At 61.4% G+C, this 17,553-nt stretch carries 13 protein-coding genes and 1 pseudogene; 11 read left to right on the top strand and 3 right to left on the bottom strand.

Annotation, left to right across the window (positions count from 1 at the left end):
- Positions 1-41: 41 nt before the first annotated feature.
- Positions 42-1,121: a TMAO reductase system periplasmic protein TorT gene (gene torT / locus QU595_RS15030; RefSeq protein ID WP_315923307.1), complete on the bottom strand. Its 1,080-nt coding sequence runs from the start codon at positions 1,119-1,121 to the stop codon at positions 42-44.
- 55 nt (positions 1,122-1,176) lie between these two features.
- On the opposite strand from torT, the gene QU595_RS15025 reads away from it, so the two are divergent.
- On the top strand, positions 1,177-4,101 hold the full coding sequence (locus tag QU595_RS15025) for an ATP-binding protein (RefSeq protein WP_315923305.1): 2,925 nt from the start codon (positions 1,177-1,179) through the stop codon (positions 4,099-4,101).
- A gap of 20 nt (positions 4,102-4,121) precedes the next feature.
- On the opposite strand, the gene torR is transcribed toward QU595_RS15025, so the two are convergent.
- Positions 4,122-4,850 carry a two-component system response regulator TorR gene (torR, locus tag QU595_RS15020; RefSeq protein WP_315923303.1) on the bottom strand — a complete coding sequence of 243 codons (729 nt, stop codon included), beginning with the start codon at positions 4,848-4,850 and terminating at the stop codon, positions 4,122-4,124.
- A 174-nt stretch (positions 4,851-5,024) separates the two neighbouring features.
- On the opposite strand from torR, the gene QU595_RS15015 reads away from it, so the two are divergent.
- The 3 genes from QU595_RS15015 (at position 5,025) to QU595_RS15005 (ending at position 9,175) form a co-directional block, all read left to right on the top strand.
- Complete coding sequence (locus QU595_RS15015; protein ID WP_315923301.1) at positions 5,025-5,969, top strand: ABC transporter substrate-binding protein; 945 nt, start codon at positions 5,025-5,027, stop codon at positions 5,967-5,969.
- Positions 5,970-6,158: 189 nt separating this feature from the next.
- Positions 6,159-7,190: a glycine betaine/L-proline ABC transporter ATP-binding protein gene (locus QU595_RS15010; protein ID WP_315923299.1), complete on the top strand. Its 1,032-nt coding sequence runs from the start codon at positions 6,159-6,161 to the stop codon at positions 7,188-7,190.
- Positions 7,187-9,175 (top strand): ABC transporter permease, encoded by a 1,989-nt coding sequence (locus tag QU595_RS15005; protein WP_315923296.1) that lies wholly within the window; start codon positions 7,187-7,189, stop codon positions 9,173-9,175. The genes QU595_RS15010 and QU595_RS15005 overlap by 4 nt, the downstream gene beginning before the upstream one ends.
- Positions 9,176-9,259: 84 nt before the next feature.
- Here QU595_RS15005 and QU595_RS15000 read toward each other — a convergent pair whose 3' ends face one another.
- Positions 9,260-10,183, bottom strand: coding sequence for a LysR family transcriptional regulator (locus QU595_RS15000; RefSeq protein ID WP_315923294.1), 924 nt, complete (start codon positions 10,181-10,183; stop codon positions 9,260-9,262).
- A 377-nt stretch (positions 10,184-10,560) separates the two neighbouring features.
- On the opposite strand from QU595_RS15000, the gene QU595_RS14995 reads away from it, so the two are divergent.
- From QU595_RS14995 to QU595_RS14965, 7 genes and pseudogenes are all read left to right on the top strand, one after another.
- Positions 10,561-11,679, top strand: coding sequence for an aromatic ring-hydroxylating dioxygenase subunit alpha (locus QU595_RS14995; protein ID WP_315923292.1), 1,119 nt, complete (start codon positions 10,561-10,563; stop codon positions 11,677-11,679).
- Positions 11,680-11,703: 24 nt separating this feature from the next.
- A complete protein-coding gene (locus tag QU595_RS14990; RefSeq protein WP_315923290.1) occupies positions 11,704-13,305 on the top strand; it encodes an ABC transporter ATP-binding protein in 1,602 nt (533 codons plus the stop codon).
- Positions 13,295-14,377, top strand: coding sequence for an ABC transporter permease (locus tag QU595_RS14985; protein ID WP_315923288.1), 1,083 nt, complete (start codon positions 13,295-13,297; stop codon positions 14,375-14,377). The genes QU595_RS14990 and QU595_RS14985 overlap by 11 nt, the downstream gene beginning before the upstream one ends.
- A complete protein-coding gene (locus QU595_RS14980) occupies positions 14,374-15,327 on the top strand; it encodes an ABC transporter permease (RefSeq protein WP_315923286.1) in 954 nt (317 codons plus the stop codon). The genes QU595_RS14985 and QU595_RS14980 overlap by 4 nt, the downstream gene beginning before the upstream one ends.
- 35 nt (positions 15,328-15,362) lie before the next feature.
- Positions 15,363-16,346 carry a BMP family protein gene (locus tag QU595_RS14975; protein WP_315923284.1) on the top strand — a complete coding sequence of 328 codons (984 nt, stop codon included), beginning with the start codon at positions 15,363-15,365 and terminating at the stop codon, positions 16,344-16,346.
- Positions 16,347-16,453: 107 nt separating this feature from the next.
- The gene (locus QU595_RS14970; protein WP_315923282.1) at positions 16,454-17,434 is read left to right on the top strand and encodes a hypothetical protein; all 981 of its coding nucleotides are present in this window, start codon (positions 16,454-16,456) and stop codon (positions 17,432-17,434) included.
- Positions 17,431-17,553, top strand: a pseudogene (locus QU595_RS14965) (S-(hydroxymethyl)glutathione dehydrogenase); the annotation flags it as partial. The gene QU595_RS14970 and the pseudogene QU595_RS14965, both read left to right, overlap by 4 nt.

Raw genomic sequence — 17,553 nt, 5'->3', positions numbered from 1 at the left:
TCCCGCTGGCCAACCAGAACGGGACGGTGCTGGCCGGACCGCTATTTCACCTCGAACGTGGGTTTGAACCAGGCCGGCGCAAGGCTCTGGTCGAGATCGAGCGACAGCACATTGGCCTTGTCGACGATTTCGACATGCGGCCCGATATGCTTGTATTGCAGGGTTCCCTCGATCGCGCGGATCGCCTGATCGATCGCGATCCGCCCCTGTATCGGCGGCGAGTCCGTCGGCGCCGCGAGCACCTTGTCCCGGTAGATTTCCCGGAAGGTGCCGTGGGTGAAATAGTCGGCCAGTATCTTGATCTCGTTTTCCCGCTGCTGTGCACGCAGGACGCTGACCGCAGCATCGGCCGTCAGCGCGCTGCCGACGATGTAGTCGATGTCGGGATGCGTCTCCAGCAGCTCCTCGATCAAGAGAAGCTGGATCTCCAAACCGGTATCGCCCCACTTCGTCACCGTTATCTCGGCCGAACTGTTTTTGATGCCTTTCTGGAAGCCTGCCTCAACAAACTGCACCCATCCTGCTCCCTTGGGACCGGGGAACCACGCCACCTTGACCCGCTTGGAGCCGGCAGGGTGCAGTCCAGCCAGATAGGCGCCGACAGACCGGCCCATCTCCTCCCATGACACCCCCGTCTTCGCGGTTATGCCGGCATCGTTGATATCGTTGACGGCGGCGATCACGGGAATGCGCCGCGCGATTTCCTGGATCGTCGGGGTGAGCCCGTCATAGGAGACGGTGCCGACGATCAGGGCGTCCGCGCCGGCGCTGCAAGTGCGTATCTGTTCGATCTGCCGGTCGAGGTTCGGATAGCCGCCGGCCTCCACAACGGTCAGCCCGACGCCGGCCGCTTTCGCCTGCTCCACCATGCCGTAATTGACGCTCACCCAGTAGGAGTCCTTGAGGTGAGGGTAGGAGGCGCAGATCTTCCAGTGCTTTGCCGCCTTCGCCACGGGCCGGTAGTCGATCGCCGCAGGCGCGTGCGAATAGTCGAACGGCGGCTGCCAGGCGTCGAGGTGCCAGACAACGGGCCCTTCGTCGGCATTAGCGCCGGTCGCGACCGTACTCAAAAGCGCGGCGGCAGCCACGGCACGGAGAATGGGAACATTCACGCCTTTCATGAGCCGCACGCTAGACAGCTTATGCAGGCCGCGCAAACCGTGATTATAATGGATCATGCTTTATCGGTTCGGCATCGGCGGGAGGCTCTTTCTTGCCTTCCTGTGTATTACCGGTCTGTCGTTGTCGTCGGGAATAGCCAGCTGGCTTATCCTGCGCCACATCGCTGCCGCCCAGTCCGTGGTCAACACGCGTGCGCTGCCGGCTGTCGCGGCCACCCAGCATATCGCCGAACTCAGCGCCAAGCTCGTCGCAGCCGCTCCCGCGCTCGCCGCCGTCCAGTCGACAGCCGAACTTTCGGCCGAAAAGGCGGAGCTCTCGGTCCTCGCCCGGGAAATGGTGGAATCGCTCGATCAGGTCCGGAAATTCGGGCCGGATGCGCAACTGGTCGAAGAATTCGCCGGCTCCGTGGAGAAAATGCTGGCGAATCTGAAAAGCAACTACGAGCTCGTGCGCCAGCGCCTGGAACAGGATGCGGCCTTTCGCGGCAGTGCCGAGAAGGTAACAGACGCCGCGCAATCGATCCTGCTCCTGTCCGAGACGTTGATTTCGAACGCCTCGGCGGGTGCGTCCGCGGTCACCGCAAGCCTTTACAGCCTCATCAACGACCCCTCGCGGCGCGAGGACGCCTACAGCGCGATCGATCGTCTGATCGAGCACGATATTTTCCTGATGGAGCGCATGTACGAACTGCGCCATCGCAGCGCCCAGATCAGCCTGCTCATAAACCGGCTAGGCCGCGCACAGTCGATGCAGGAGGTCAGCGAAATCAGCGGCGTCTTCCAGGATCATATGAAGGTCATCCGCCGCCGGATATTGGGCATCGACGATCCGGTGCGAAAGAAGCAGGCGCTCGAATTCTTCAGCGAGATCGAAACGGCCGTCGGCGATACGCCGGTGGCAGGATCGTTGTTCGGTCGCCGACAGCGCGCGGTCGATCTGGTCGGCAAACTGGATACGATGGCCGAGGCCAATCGGGATTTGTCCGCAAAGCAGAACGTGGTCGCCAGAACCATTCTGGAGCGTTCAGGGGCTTTCGCCAAGGCAACGGCCGACCGCGCCGACCATGCCGTCCAGATCGGCGTCGTCGTGCTTATCCTGACGCTCCTGGGCGCCGTCCTGGTGTCGGGCGCAATCGTCTGGCTCTATGTCGAGAGGAGCCTCGTACGCCGGCTGGGCGGGCTGGCGCGCGCCATGCAGCGGCTGACAGCGGGCGACCTCAACGTGAAGGTCGCGGAAGACGGCGACGATGAATTGCGCACTATGGCCGTCGCCGTGAACCGGTTTCGTGAAGAATCCCGGCGCAGGCTCGATCTGGAGCAGGAGCGCGAGCGCATCATGATCGAGCTCGGGCGGCATCGCGAGGAGTTGCAGCAGCTGGTCGAGGAACAGACCGAGCAGATCCGGCTCGCCAACACGCGGCTGCGCCAGGAAGCGCTCGACCATGCGGAAGCACGCGAACGCGCCGAGCAGGCCAGCCGCGCCAAATCCGCCTTCCTGGCGACGATGAGCCACGAAATCCGCACGCCCATGACGGGTATGCTGGGCATGATTCGGCTGCTCGGCGACACCAGGCTGAGCACGGCGCAACGCAACCATCTTTCGGTGGCGGCCAATTCGGGCGAAGCGCTGCTCGGAATCCTCAACGCCATTCTCGACTATTCCAAGATCGAGTCCGACAAGGCCGTCCTGGAGCAGGTGGATTTCGACATGAGGGCGCTGGTGGAAGGCGTGGTCGCCTTCATGCGCCCGACGGCAGCGGAAAAGGGGCTGGCTCTCGTTCTAGACGTCGATGCGAAGCTCGCGCCATGGTTCTCGGCAGATGCCACGAAGCTGCGTCAGGTGCTGTTCAACCTGGTCAGCAACGCGATCAAATTCACCGAGCGCGGCGAAGTGAGGGTCGCGGTCGCGGCCGGCGAGACAGCAGAGGGGTGCCAGCATGTCCGCCTCAGCGTCTCCGATACCGGCATAGGCATTCTGCCTGAACATCAGGTGCATATCTTCGAGCCTTTCACGCAGACGGACGCCTCGATCACCCGCCGCTTCGGCGGTACCGGCCTGGGGCTTGCCATCTGCCGCGAACTGGCACGGCTGATGGGAGCCGACCTGACGGTCTCGTCGGTTCCCGGGTCAGGCAGCACGTTCACTTTCGCGGTGGCATTGCGGATGGCCAAGCGCCCCCTTCGGGTGGAAAGGCGGGCAAAGCGTGCGGGCAGACCTGCGTCCTGCCTGGATATATTGATGGTCGAGGACGACGATGCCACGCGCCTGGTCGCCGAAACGGTGCTCGCGAAGGCAGGCCATCGCGTCAAGGCGGTCAGCACCGGCTATGCGGCCGTGGAGGCGGTAGCCGATTTCAGTCCCGATATTCTCGTCATGGACATCAGCCTACCCGGCATCGACGGTCTGGAAGCCATGAGACGGGTGAGGGCAGCGCTCGGGAAGCAGGATCTGCCCGTCATCGCGATGTCGGCCCATGTCTTTGCGTCCGAGGTCGAACGTTATCTCGGTTCCGGGGTCAACGCCTTCGTTGCAAAGCCCATCATCGACGGGCAATTGCTCGATGCCATCGACGCCTTGTCGGGCCGCCGCGCCGAGCCCCATCCAATGCCGCCGGCATTCGACGAAGCGGCATACAAGGCCGATATCGAAGTTCTTGGCCCGGCAGTCGTCGAACGCCTTCTGGCGCTTGCGAAAACAAACCTGCCAGAGCGTTTCCGGTCGATGCGGAAGGCTCTCGACGCTGGCGACGGCGAGATGTTGCGCGACCTGGCCCATGCAACGAAAAGCTCCGCAGGCTCGCTCGGCTTCCCGCAGTTGCTCGCGGCTGCTGCCGCGCTGGAAGCGCAGGCCTTGTCGTCATCCGACCGGCAGTTGAGGGACGGCGTGGCCTTGTGCGAAGCAGCGTTCGAATCGGGGCTTGCCGAACTGGAAGCCCTGCTCTCGACCGGAAGAAAGCAGGAGCCCGCGGCGGCGGAATGAACCGGCGCAAGCAAAGAGGTTCAATACCGCACAAAATCCCGCGGCGTCGCCTCTGGGGCGAAGAAATAGCCTTCCCCATGGGCGGTGACGATGATGCGTGGCGAGCGCGGATTGTCTTGCAATTTCTGCCTCAGGCGTCTGACCAACACGTCGACGGTCCGGTCATGGGCATCCCACTCGCGCCTTGAAATCTCGTGCAGCAGGCGCTCGCGCGTGAGCACCTGGCCGGGATTGGCCGTAAGCACCGCCAGCATCTTGAATTCCGCGCCCGTCAGTTCCACGAACGCTCCGTCGGCGTCCTGCAGCGTTCGCCGCGAGATATCCAGCGTCCAGCCGTAGAAGTTGCGCGCCGACATATCGCCTGCATGCTGCCGGCTTTTACCGACACGCCTCAGCAGGCCTTTGACCCGGGCAAGCAGTTCACGGTGCTCGAACGGCTTGGTCACATAGTCGTCGGCACCGACTTCCAGCCCGACGATACGGTCGACGGTGTCGGTCCGCCCGGTAACGAGGATGATGCCCGCGTCCGAACGTTCCCGCTGCTCGCGGGTCAGCTTCAGGCCGTCCTCGCCGGGCAGGTTTATATCGATCATCAAGAGATCCGCCGGCTGGCGTTCGACGATGCTGCGCATTTGATCGCCGTCGCCCGCTTCGCTGACCTTGTAGCCCTCGGCCAGGAAATAGCCCGCGAGCTTCGCCCGCGTGACCGGATCGTCCTCCACGATCACGATGTGATGCTGGAGCCTCATTATGTCGTTCCTCCCGAGATCCGATTAACATCTTTTCACATCTCGAGCCATGACTTTTACATCCTGACCGACACCGGTTCACTTCTCCCCGCTATCCTGCTTGGGCTGAGCGGATTGCGATGCCCGAAGAAGCACCGTCCGCTCCGGGAACGAACAACACAAAAGGGAGAAGAAATGCGCAAGCTCACGAAATCCGTATGTGCGGCCGCCATGCTGGCGTTCACGGCAAGCACGGCACTTGCCGAAGATTCCACCGACCCGATCAAGATCCCGATCCACAACTGGTCGAGCCAGATCGTGGGCGCGCATATCGTGGGCAAGATTCTGGAAAAGACCGGCGCCAAAGTCGAATACGTCTCGTCGGACAGCCAGGTCGTCTACACGGCGATGTGCGAGGGCGACGTCGATCTCGAGAACGAAGTCTGGGAAGGTGCGTTCGGCGTCGCCTTCGAAAAAGTGGTCAAGCAGGGCTGCGTGCTCGATGCGGCCACGCACGACGCCAAGACCCGCGAGGAATGGTGGTATCCGAAATATGTCGAGGAGATCTGCCCGGGGCTGCCTTCATGGGAAGCGCTGAACGCGTGCGCCGACAAGTTCGCCACCGCCGAGACCTCGCCCAAGGGCCGTTTTCTCGGCGGGCCGGTCGACTGGCTCAAGCATGATGCCGAACGCGTCGAAGCTCTCGGCATGAACTTCGAGGTGGTGAATGCTGGTTCGGCCGCGGCGCTTTGGGCGGAACTGGCTTCGGCCGAAAAGCGCAAGGAACCCATCGTCCTGTTCAACTGGACGCCGAACTTCATCGAGGCGCTTTACGAAGGCAAGTTCGTCGAATTTCCGGACTTCGACCCCAAATGCAAGGATGATCCCTCCTGGGGTTCGAACAAGGAGCTGACCTACGACTGCGGCAATCCCAAGGACGGCTATCTGAAGATTGGTGCCTGGAAAGAGTTTCCGAACAAATGGCCGAAGGCCTATGCCGTGCTCCAGAAGATCAACTTCAGCAACATGGACGTCGCGGTGCAGGCCAAGCTCGCCGACATCGACAACATGGAGCCCGAGCAGGCGGCCGACAAATGGCTGGCCGACAACGAGGCCCGCTGGAAGCCCTGGCTGGAATAAGCGGTCCTTCCGCAGCCTAGGGGCATGATCCCATCGGCGGGCGCCTGACGTCCCCCGGGTCATGCTCCAAGCCAGCAGACCTGACATCGAAGGCAAAGCTGCAATGTGGACCGCCGCCTCGAGGTGGCGTTCCGCACGCGGCGCTGCAAGCCTCGAAACGGCCAGCCTCGAACCGGCAAGGGGAATTCCATGAACGAACCCAAGATCGCATGTCGCAATCTCTGGAAACTCTACGGCAAGGATCCATCCGGCTTCCTCAAAAAGCACGGCGGCAGGCCTTCGATCGATGACATTCGCGAGGAAGGTTACATCTCCGCTGTGCGCGACGTCTCCTTCGACGTGATGCCTGGAGAAATCCTCGTGGTGATGGGCCTCTCCGGGTCAGGCAAATCGACCCTGCTTCGCTGTCTTTCGCGTCTGGTCGATCCGACTGCCGGAGAAGTGATGTTCGAAGGCCGCAACATGTTGGCAGCCTCCGAACGCGAGCTGATCGAACTGCGCCGGCACAAGATGGGAATGGTCTTTCAGAATTTCGCGCTGTTGCCGCATCGCACTGTCCTGGACAACGTCGCTTTCCCGCTCCAGGTGCGGGGAACCGGCCGGCGGGAACGGGAAGGCCTGGCGCGCGAAGTCATCGAACTGGTCGGGCTGAAGGGGCGCGAAGGTTACTATCCGCGCGAGCTCTCCGGCGGCCAGCAGCAGCGCGTCGGCATCGCCCGGTCGCTCGCCGTGGGGCCGGACCTCTGGTTCCTGGACGAACCGTTCTCTGCGCTCGACCCGTTGATCCGCAAGGAAATGCAGGACGAATTCCTTCGCCTGCAGAAAGTGCTCAACAAGACCATCGTCTTCATCACGCACGACTTCGACGAGGCCATCCGCGTCGCGGACCGCATCGCCATCATGAAGGACGGGGCGGTGGAGCAGCTCGGTACGGCCGCCGAACTGGTAACGCAACCGGCCACGCCCTATGTCGCGAAATTCACGGAAAACGTGTCGCGTGAGCGGCTCCTGAGTGTCCGCAGCATCATGGTTCCGGCGGATGCATCCCGCAAACCGGCGAGAAACGCCGTCCGCGCCGATATCTCCCTTTCCAGCATCGCGCGGCGGCTCGTCACAAGCGGGCAGTCTATCGACGTCATCGACGACGACGGCGCACTGATCGGCACATTGGACCGCGACGCCTATGTCGATGCGCTCTATGGCCGGGAAGCGGTGCAATGAGCGCCGTGGCGATGGAACAGACTGTCAAAGTCGATGGATCGACGACATTGGCGAAAACCGCGAAGCCGGCGCTCGTCCTGTTGTCCTTCCTGGTCCTGCTTCTGTGCGCGCCCCTGCTGCCCGACTGGCTCGTCAAGGTGCCGAAAGCGTGGGCGATACCATTCGTCGACTGGACGAATACCCTCTTCGACCATCTTCGTGATGATGCGATCTTCGGCCTGTTCTCGGTCCGCGACGCAACGCGCTGGGCAGCCGATCTGATAGACTGGCCGCTGGCGCTGGTGGAGGGGGCGCTGGTTGCCGGCTTTCCAAGCCTTGGCCTGCCGGCCCTGCCGTGGATCATGACCGCCGGCCTTTGCGGGGTGCTCGGCTGGTCGCTGCGCGACTGGCGCCTCGGCGCCCTGTCGGCGGGATGCGTGGCCTACATGGCGGTGTTCGGCAAGTGGGAACTGTCGATGATCACGCTCTCGGTGGTGCTCGTGGCCGCGCCCATTGCCGCCATCATCGGCTTGCTGATCGGCATATTGGCGGTGAAGAAGCCCTGGTTCGAAGCAGTCGCCGTTCCCGTGCTGAACGTGCTGCAGTCGCTGCCGCACTTTTCCTATCTGATCCCCATCGCCGTGTTCATCGGCGTCGGCCACAAGGCCGGAACCATTGCCACCGTCATTTTCGCCATTCCGCCGATGGCAAGGTTGACGATCCTCGGCCTCAGAGGGGTGACGGAGGAAATCCGCGAGGCGGGCCGCATGGCGGGCTGCACCCGCTTCCAGATGTTGTGGATGGTAGAGATACCGGCTGCCAGGCAGGCGCTCCTCGTCGGCATCAACCAGGTCATCATGCAGTGCCTGGCCATGGTCGTCATCGCTTCCTTCGTCGGCGCGCGCGGCCTCGGGCATGATCTTCTATTCCGCCTCCAATCGCTCAAGATCGGTCAGGCGCTGGAAAGCGGCGTGGCGATCGTGCTTATGGCGATCACGCTCGACCAACTGAGCCGCGCCGCCGCCGAGAAGCAACCCAGCCACGTCGCCGAAAATGCTCCGTGGTTCGCTCGCTTCCCGTTCCTTTCGGCCGCCGCCGCGGTCATCGGCGTCTCACTGCTGCTGACCTGGGCAACGCCGTATGCCTATGCCTGGCCGGAGCAACTGACCTTGAGCACCGCCCCGCTGTGGGACGGACTGGTTGATTGGATCACGCGCTACTTCTTCGATCCGCTGCAATATTTCCGCGACGCGATGCTGCTCTACGTGCTCATCCCGGTGCGCGGGCTGTTCCAGCAAATTCCGTGGGTGGCGATGGTGGCGCTGGTCGCATCGGCCGGCTGGCTGCTCGGCGGCCTGCGGCTGGCGCTGATTGTCTCGGGTTTCGTGCTGTTCATCGCCTTCGCCGGTTTCTGGGACCGCTCCCTGATCACAGCCTACATGGTCGCGGTGGCCGTGGCGCTGTGCGTGATGATCGGACTGCCGGTCGGCATCTGGGCCTCCCAGACCGACCGCCGCGCCGAACTGGCCAAGCTATGGTGCGATACGTTCCAGACGTTTCCCTCCTTCATCTACCTGATCCCGGTGATCATGCTGTTCAAGGTAGGAGACGTCGCCGCTATAGCTGCCATCATCATCTATGCCATGATCCCGGTGATCAGATACACCGTGTTCGGCCTGCGCAACGTACCGCAGCAGATAGTTGAAGCAGGGGTCATGTCCGGCTGCACGAAGCGCCAGATCCTGTGGAACATCCGCATGCCGCTGGCTTTCCCGGAGATCATGCTCGGCATCAACCAGACCATCATGTTTGCGCTGTTCATGGTCATCATCGCCGCCTTCATCGGCACGAAGGACATCGGCCAGGAGATCTTCCGGGCTCTGACCTTCAACGATGCCGGCAAGGGTCTGGTGCTGGGGCTTTGCGTGGCTTTCATGGGGCTCACGGCAGACAAACTGATCACCGCATGGGCGACCCGCCAAAAGAAAAAGCTCGGGCTCACATAAGATTTGGCCTGAATCAGAAGCTGAGGCGGTCGGTGCAGATCGCACAAGCCGCCTCTGGTCGAAAAATACAGGCTGGACTGAGCCTCAAAATCGCAGATCGGCATCCCATTGGGGGTGCCGTCCAATTTTGGCAAACAGGAAATCAACGAAGACGCGTATCTTTTGAGGAAGCAGTTCGCGTCTCGCATAGAAAACGCTGTAGTGACGGTCGGCTGAAATATTGTCGGTTAGAACGGCTTCCAGGCGGCCAGACCGCAAGTCGTCGGCGATCTCGGCAGTGGAACGCATGGATAGACCGGCGCCGGCAAGCGTCCATTGGTGCAGAACTTCCGCGCTATCGGAATCGAGCGTACCTTTTCCCTTCATGTCCAAAGACGTGTTCAGGTCGCCCTCACGAAAATGCCAGCGGAACTCCTTGGTGCCCGGGAATCGCAACAGCAGGCAATTGTGATCCAAGAGATCCGCCGGTGTTCTCGGTCTGCCGTGTCTTTCAAAATATTCCGGTGAGCCGCAAACGACTCTCCTGTCCACCGCGATCTTGCGTGCCACGAGACTGGTATCCTTCATCGGCAGATTGCTGATGGCCACATCGAACCCGCCGGGAAGCAAATCAACGTTGCGGTCGGTCAACTGCAGATGGACATGGATGTTCGGATACTGCTCGTGAAACTCCAGTATCAGCGGGCAGACCTGCATGCGTCCGAAAAGGGTGGGCGCGGTGACCTTAAGCTGTCCGCGCGGCTCGTCGCTCAAGGTCGATAGAGAACTCTCGAGCAGGCTGATGTCCTCCAGGATGCTATGCGCCTTCTCGTAATATTCGTTGCCGGCCTCGGTCAGTTCGATCTTTCTGGTCGTTCTGTTCAGAAGCCGAACGCCCAGGCGTTCCTCCAGCTTGTTCAGCCTCTTGGTTACCGCGCCCGGCGTCATGCGCAATTCACGCCCGGCCCGGGTCAGGTTCGCGCATTCCACGACCTTGGCGAACACCTTCATATCGCTGATATCGACCAAAGATCAGGCTCTGTTGTGAATGGATTTCAAGAAATCTACCGGGGCTTTCATCCGCCGACAATCTCGCTTCGCAATTTAAAAGCCACGGGACGAGGCGTGCGACGAGCTTTCGGCGATGCGTGGCGCTGCGAACAGCCATTCGATTTTTGAGTTATTTTCAACAATGTTTGTAAAAGCTTTCGTTACCCGGCAGCGATGCGTCCTGTTAGGATCACCTAATAAGAAGGCAGCAAGCCTCGGAGGAGCTCTTTCGAAGAGTCGTGGCGCACCGCGCCGCTAGCTATCGAAAAGCGTCATTTCAGGAATATCGGCCGGCGTCACCTTCGCGCGGCCCGAGATGAACTGATGCCGGTTTCCCGGCAGCAGGAGGAGAGGTCATGACTCAGCACGCCGCCGTCACCGCCGGCCCAGAAGCCGCAACTTCCAGCAAGCCCGGCCTTCGGGAGGCCGAAGCACCGTCGGCAGAAGCCATCAACGCCTTCTACAATGGCATGATGCCTTACTGGCATCCGGTGCTGGCGGAAGCCGATCTGCCGGACGGGAAGCTCGTACGCGTCGAACTGCTCGGCGTCGGCATCGTATTGGCCAGACTGAATGGGGCCGTCGTTGCCCTGCGCGATCTGTGCCGGCATTTCCAGGCCAGGCTTTCTCTCGGCGAGATCATCGATCTCGACGGGCTGCAACAAGTCATGTGCCCGTACCACGGCTGGTCCTACGGTGCGGACGGACAATGCAAACGAATCCCGCAGTTGCTTGAAGGCCGCAAGATCCCGTCGAATGCACGCGTTGACTCCTACAAGGTCACGACCAGATACGGCCTGATCTGGGTGTGTCTCCAAGACGAGCCGAAATTCGACGTTCCCGACTATCCGGAATGGGGTGATTCCTCGTTCCGGACGGTGGTCATGAAGGAAAACGAACCGTCGAAGACATCGTCGATCCGGATGATCATGGGGACGCTGGACGACACTCATTTTCCGTGGGTGCATCAGGGCATCCTCGGCAACCGGGATGAACCGGCGGCACCGGATCACAGGGTCTGGCGGGAGGGCCAGTATCTGGTCCTGCAGTACGACGTCGAGCAGCCGCCGAACCTGGCCACCACCGACATGTCCGCGGCCGGTGTCGACCAGATCGAAAAAATTGCCCTGCGCTATACCGACTATGTCGGCATGCCGAATGTCATCCGGCTGGTAAAGGACAGCGCGGCCGGCCGATACGTCGTCTGGCTCGCCACATGCCCGAACTCTTACAACCAGACGACCAACTTCTGGGCCTTTTCACGCAATTACGACATGAGCCCTGAGCGCGACTCCACCTACGAGGAGTTTTCCGCGCATGTCAGGACGCAGGACAAGCCAATCATCGAGAGCCAGCGGCCCTGGTTGTTGCCGCCCTTCTGGAGCCAGATCGAGCTCCCGCTCGGTCCGGCGGACAAGCCGCTGATGGAGTTTCAGCGGTGGCTTGAGGAGCTCGGTATCGTCAGCGGTATCTGAGGCCAACCGGGAGGAGACGGTTCAATGGCTACCCACCAACACGGTGCCGATTGCTACGCCGTGGAGATGCTGTCGATCAGCAAAAGTTTCGGCAGCTTCGTTGCCAATCGCGACGTGACGCTGAAGATCCGCCGCGGTGAGATCCACGCGCTGCTCGGTGAGAACGGCGCCGGCAAGTCGACCCTGATGAACATGCTCTACGGCTTGCTGAAGCCGGACAGCGGCATCATACGCATCAATGGTGGCGAGATCCGTTTCAACTCGCCGCAGGATGCCAAGGCGGCAGGGATCGGCATGGTGCACCAGCACTACATGCTGGTCCCGACGCTTACGCCCTTGCAGAACATCATCCTGGGGGACCGCGGCAAATTCGTTCTGTCGAAGGAACATCTCCAGGGCGTGAGGCTCCGTCTCAAGGATCTGATCGAGAAATACGGGCTCGCCGTTCGTTTGGATGTGCCGATCTGGCAACTTTCCGTCGGTGAGCAGCAGCGCGTCGAAATCCTGCGCGCCCTCTACCATGAATCGACGATACTCATCCTTGACGAGCCAACGGCGATGCTGACGCCGAAAGAGGTTGAGCAACTGCTGCCCAGACTGAAGGCGCTCGCCGCCGAAGGCACCTCCATCATCATCATTTCACATCATCTCCACGACGTTCTGTCGATCGCCGACAATGTTACCGTGCTGCGTTCCGGCGAGCACGCCGGAACGTTGCGCGCTGGCGACACCGACGCCCGAAGCCTGGCCCGCATGATGGTCGGCCACATCACCGAGTTCAAACGGCCGCAAAGCCACACGGCCACCGAAGGCAGGAGCCGCGGCGACAGCCGGCGACTCGTCGCCGAAGGTTTGAGCGCCGAGGGCGACCATGGCCAGAACGCGTTGAAGGACGTGAATTTCGAACTCGGCGCCGGCGAGATCGTCGCTATCGCGGGCGTGTCCGGCAACGGGCAGACGGAGCTTGAGGAAGTCCTGTTCGGCCTGCGTGAAAGCACGAATGGAAAACTTTTGCTTTCCGGCATCGACATCGCTGGCACGGCTCCCGGCCAACGCGCCAAGGCGGGCATGGCTTATATCCCGTCCGATCGCTACCGCTACGGGCTGGTGCGCGATATGGCGGTTTCTTCGAACCTCGTCGTCGACCGTTTTGCGGAGCAGCCTTTCGCTCGCCGATGGCGACTGTCGCTCGAGACCATCCAAAGCCATGCACGGGACCTGATCGGTCGCTTCGCAATCAAGGTAAAGTCGCCGCAGCAGGCCGCCGGCACGCTGTCGGGCGGCAATGCGCAACGCGTGGTCCTTGCCCGTACCCTGTCTCGCGACATCACCACGCTGGTGGCGGCCCAGCCTGCGCGAGGCCTTGACGTCGGAGCCGTTTCCTTCGTCTGGGAGAAGCTCAGCGCCGCCCGGGACAACGGCGTCGCCATTCTGCTGATCTCGACGGAACTGGATGAAGTCTTCGCGCTCGCCGACCGTTGCTACGTCATTTATCGCGGCAGGCTGATCGGCCATTGGCACCGTGACGAATTCGATCGCGAGGCGGTCGGCTTGGCCATGGGGGGCGTGCCGCGCATCGAGCAGCCCCCGAACAAGACGATGGCAGGAGCTGCCCATGTCCACTAACCTTGCATCGCCTCTCGTCGCGGCCGACACATCCCCGCCGACGATCATGCGCCTTCTTCCCCGCATCAAGGCCATCGCCATTTCAGTGACGGCATTTGCCGCGGCCCTGGTCTTCGGTGGTCTGCTTTTCACCGCGACCGGCGTCGATCCAGTGGCCGCATACTGGACAATGCTGCAGGGGGCGTTCGGCTCCTGGTTCGCATTCGGCCAGGTCCTGACGCGTGCCGTCCCGCTGCTGATCATCGCCGTCGGTCTGATCGCCGTTTTCCGGGCGAACATCTGGAACATCGGGGCAGAGGGCCAGTTGCTGATCGGCGCCCTGGCGGGCGGTTACGTCGCCATCGAATTTCCGATCGAGAGCGGCTGGCTTTCAATACCCTGCGCAATGGCTGCCGGGGCTGTCGCCGGTGGTGCCTGGGGCGCAATCGTGGGATGGCTGCGTGCCAAATGGGAAGTGCACGAAGTCATCACCTCCCTTTTGCTGAATTTCATAGCGGCACTGATTTTCAGCTACCTGGTCCGGGGACCGTTGCGCGACCCGATGGGCTTCTTGCCGCAATCCAAGGATGTTCCGGCCTTCTCACAGCTGCCGTTCATCCCGGGACTTGGCGTGAACATCGGCCTGCTCATCGCCTTGGCGCTTGCTGCCTTCTTCACCTTTCTCCTGTCGGCGACGCCCTACGGCATGAAGATACGCATGATAGGAAGCAGCGCCAGCGTCGCCAGGGCGGTCGGCATCGATCCGGCCCGCATGACCATTGAACTGATGGCCATCTCCGGCGCATTGGCCGGCCTTGCCGGCGTCATCCAGGTCCTCGGTGTCCAGTATGCACTTCTGGAAGGCCTGTCCCCCGGTTTCGGCTTTACGGCCATCATGGTGGCGCTGCTTGGCCGGCTTCACCCTATCGGCGCTCTGGTGGCCGCAGTCATCCTTTCCGCGATCACCGTCGGCGGCAACGCGATGCAAATCACCTACGGAATCCCGGCGTCCGCCGTGGCAACCCTGAGCGCACTCCTGGTTCTGTTCCTGCTGGTCAGCGATCACCTGGCGAAGAGAGGTGGAGAACAATGAACATCGACTTCCTCATACCTTTGCTGTCAACCGCGTTCGTGCTGAGCATTCCGGTTGCCCTGGCAGCGGTCGGCGAATGCATCTGCCAGCGGACCGGCGTGCTCAACCTCGGCGTCGAGGGCATGATGCTGATGGGTGCGCTCACCGCTTTCCTTGGTGCCTTTTACAGCGACAACTCCTGGATCGGTGTTCTGGCAGGGATAGCCGGTGGCGTCTCCTTTGGCATCCTGATGGGCATCCTGTGCATTTCGATCAAGGGTGAACAGGTCGTCAGCGGTATCGTGGTCGTCCTGCTTTCGCTGGGCTTCACGTCCTACCTCTACGGCAGCCTGTTTCATGTCGGCTCAACGCCGCCGCGCATCGACGGATTGCCGCCGATCCATATTCCGCTTCTCAGCGACATTCCCTTTGTCGGCCCGATCCTGTTCCGGCAGACGCTGCTGGTCTATCTTTCGCTCGGCTTGATCGTGCTGCTGTCGTGGATGCTCGAACGGACATCCCTCGGTCTGGCACTGCAGGCGATCGGCGAAAAACCGGAAGCTGGCGATGCCGCCGGGCTCAACGTCGATATGCTGCGCTGGCTCGGCATCGTGACATCGAGCGCCATGGCAGGCCTTGGTGGCGCGGTTTTGATCATCGCACAATTGCACCTGTTCGCCGACAACATCACCGCGGGCCGCGGCTGGATCGCCATCGCCCTTGTGATTTTCGGTCGCTGGAAGCCGCTGTGGGTTTTCGCCGGCGCGCTTCTCTTCGGCATCGTGGATGCCATTCAGCTCAAGATACAGGTGATGGCAGGCGGTATCGATTCGATCGTCCCCTTCGAGATGTTCCAGGCGCTGCCTTACGTGGTGACGCTGGGGGTGCTGGTGCTTTCGGCGATCCGGGCTCGCAGAAATGCCCAGCCGTCGGCGCTCGGCGTTCCCTTTATCAAAGGTCAAAAACACTAAGACAGCCTGCAATAAAAAAGGAGGAGAAAATGATAATGAAACCAATGAGTTTGGCGTGTTCGCTGTTGGCCCTGGCGGCATTATCGGCCGGTCCGGCGCATTCGGCGGAAAAGACGAAGGTAGCCCTCGTGCTGCCGGCCGAAATCAACGATCTGTCGTGGAACCAGCGCGCCTATGAAGCCGCTAAGAAGCTGAGCGATGAAGGCAAGATCGAGTTCGCTTACAGCGAAGCGGTGAAGCCTGACGCAACCACATTGGATCCGATCGTGGCCGGCTACGCCCAGCAAGGCTACCAATTGATCGTCACGCACTCATTTACGTTCGGCAAGACGGTGGCCCGGATGGCCGGGCAGTTCAAGGACGTCAATTTCGCCTGGCCGGGCGGGATCGGCAAAACGGCGGACAATCTCGCGGACTATGACCAGCCCTTCTATCAGGGTTATTATCTCGCCGGTGTACTGGCTGGCGGAATGACGGAATCCGGAGTCATCGGCGCCGTCACCGGCTTCGACATTCCCGTATGCCATGCATCGATGGTCGCGTTCGAAGCCGGCGCCAAAAGCGTGCGGCCGGATGTCAAGGTTCTCTCGACTGTCACGGGCAACTTCGTCGATGTCGCCAAGGCCAAACAGGCCGCGCTGACGCTTGCAGACCAGGGCGCGGACTATTTCATGTCGTGTGGCCAAGGCGTGACTCTCGGCACGATCGAAGCCGCCAAGGAGCGCAATCTGGGCGCCACCAGCTATGTTGGCGACATGTCGAGCCTGGCGCCGAAAAATGTCTTTGCTTCCGTCGTATGGAACCTGGACGTCCTGTTCGACAAGATGGTCACGGACATCAAGTCAAACACGTTCCGTCCGGCCAAGTTCTATTCGCTTGGTGTACCGGAGGGTGGCATCTCCGTCACCGTCCATCCGGAATTCCACAAGAAGCCGTCGGCGAAAACCATGGCGGCCTACGACAAGGCGCTGGCCGACATCAAGTCCGGCAACCTCAAGGTCGCATTCGTGCCGAAATAGGCTTGGGTATTCGAGCCCAGGGGCAGGACAGCTCCTGCCCTATCAAGCGGAAGAACATGATGCCAAAAACATTTCTATTGGGATGCAATGGCCGGGGCGCGCAGCACGTGCCCGGCAGTCCCCCGCCGATCGACGATCAGTTCCGAATGGTCAAGGAAAGCGGCGTTTTCGATTATTTCGACCGTTTGCCGCAGCCCGGACTGGAGAAGGAATATATCTCCGCCGCGCAGAAGCACGATCTGCCGATCCTGACCGGCCTGTGGACCTATACCAAGGGCAAGGACGAAGAACTGCTGGTCAACAATCTGAAGCTGACCAGGGAGACCGGTGGCGAATGCCATAACATCATGTTGTACGCGACGCATGCCGACGGCCATCCCGTCAGCAACGCGGAGGTCGTCGAGTTCTATCTGTTCGCCTACGAGCAGGCTCAGCGCATCGGCGTCGAAATCACCTTCGAAGTGCATATCTACATGTGGTCGGAGGACCTTCGGCGGATGAACCAGGTCGCCGACCTCGTTCAAAAGCGCGGCGTGCCCTTCAACTTTCTGCTCGACCACAGCCATGTCCTTCTGAAGCTCGACAACGCGGAAGAGCAGGAGCGATGCGGCATGCGTTCGGCGGTCGAGGCGGGCGATATCATTCTCGATCCGTTCGAAATCGGCAACATCATCGATGACTGGATTGGCCGGAACATGACGCTCTGGCACGCGGTTCGCCCGGTCGCTCCGAACGGTCCGAAGAATCTTTGGGCGAGGGACGAGCACGGTAATTTCGGCCGCGCTTGCCAATATCCGTTCACGCGGCCTCGGCCTGGCGAATTTCACTCCGAGTGGTTCGCCTACAAGCTTCAGCCTTTCAAGGAAATCGTGCGCAAGGTGCTCGTGCACCATCGCGACGCGCCGGACAGCCGGTTGCGCTATGTTACGACTGAGATCATCGATCTCATCGACTATGGTCAAAACACCAGGTACTCGCTGTTCGAGCAGAGTGTCGCGATCGCGACATGGATTCGGGATCTTTGGCAAAACCTCAATCTTGATACGGCCAATGACGACCGCGTCGCGGCTGCGGAGAAACTCGCATGAAAACCCGCGCCGCAGTTGCCGTTGGAGCCGGCAAGCCGTTGGAGGTGATGGAGGTGGACCTGGAGGGGCCGCGCGAGGGCGAGGTCCTGGTCGAGGTGAAGGCGACGGGCATCTGCCAC

Source organism: Mesorhizobium sp. SP-1A, assembly GCF_032460275.1.
In the GTDB taxonomy this organism is placed as follows: Bacteria; Pseudomonadota; Alphaproteobacteria; order Rhizobiales; family Rhizobiaceae; genus Mesorhizobium.
The sequence above is the reverse complement of the archived record's forward strand: the minus strand, read 5'-3'. Positions and strand labels throughout refer to the sequence as shown.

Bases quoted from the DNA above. Each gene is read 5' to 3' on its own strand.
- torT (WP_315923307.1), bottom strand. From the start codon at position 1,121: ATGAAAGGCGTGAATGTTCCCATTCTCCGTGCCGTGGCTGCCGCCGCG.
- QU595_RS15025 (WP_315923305.1), top strand. From the start codon at position 1,177: ATGCTTTATCGGTTCGGCATCGGCGGGAGGCTCTTTCTTGCCTTCCTG.
- torR (WP_315923303.1), bottom strand. From the start codon at position 4,850: ATGAGGCTCCAGCATCACATCGTGATCGTGGAGGACGATCCGGTCACG.
- QU595_RS15015 (WP_315923301.1), top strand. From the start codon at position 5,025: ATGCGCAAGCTCACGAAATCCGTATGTGCGGCCGCCATGCTGGCGTTC.
- QU595_RS15010 (WP_315923299.1), top strand. From the start codon at position 6,159: ATGAACGAACCCAAGATCGCATGTCGCAATCTCTGGAAACTCTACGGC.
- QU595_RS15005 (WP_315923296.1), top strand. From the start codon at position 7,187: ATGAGCGCCGTGGCGATGGAACAGACTGTCAAAGTCGATGGATCGACG.
- QU595_RS14995 (WP_315923292.1), top strand. From the start codon at position 10,561: ATGACTCAGCACGCCGCCGTCACCGCCGGCCCAGAAGCCGCAACTTCC.
- QU595_RS14990 (WP_315923290.1), top strand. From the start codon at position 11,704: ATGGCTACCCACCAACACGGTGCCGATTGCTACGCCGTGGAGATGCTG.
- QU595_RS14985 (WP_315923288.1), top strand. From the start codon at position 13,295: ATGTCCACTAACCTTGCATCGCCTCTCGTCGCGGCCGACACATCCCCG.
- QU595_RS14980 (WP_315923286.1), top strand. From the start codon at position 14,374: ATGAACATCGACTTCCTCATACCTTTGCTGTCAACCGCGTTCGTGCTG.
- QU595_RS14975 (WP_315923284.1), top strand. From the start codon at position 15,363: ATGAAACCAATGAGTTTGGCGTGTTCGCTGTTGGCCCTGGCGGCATTA.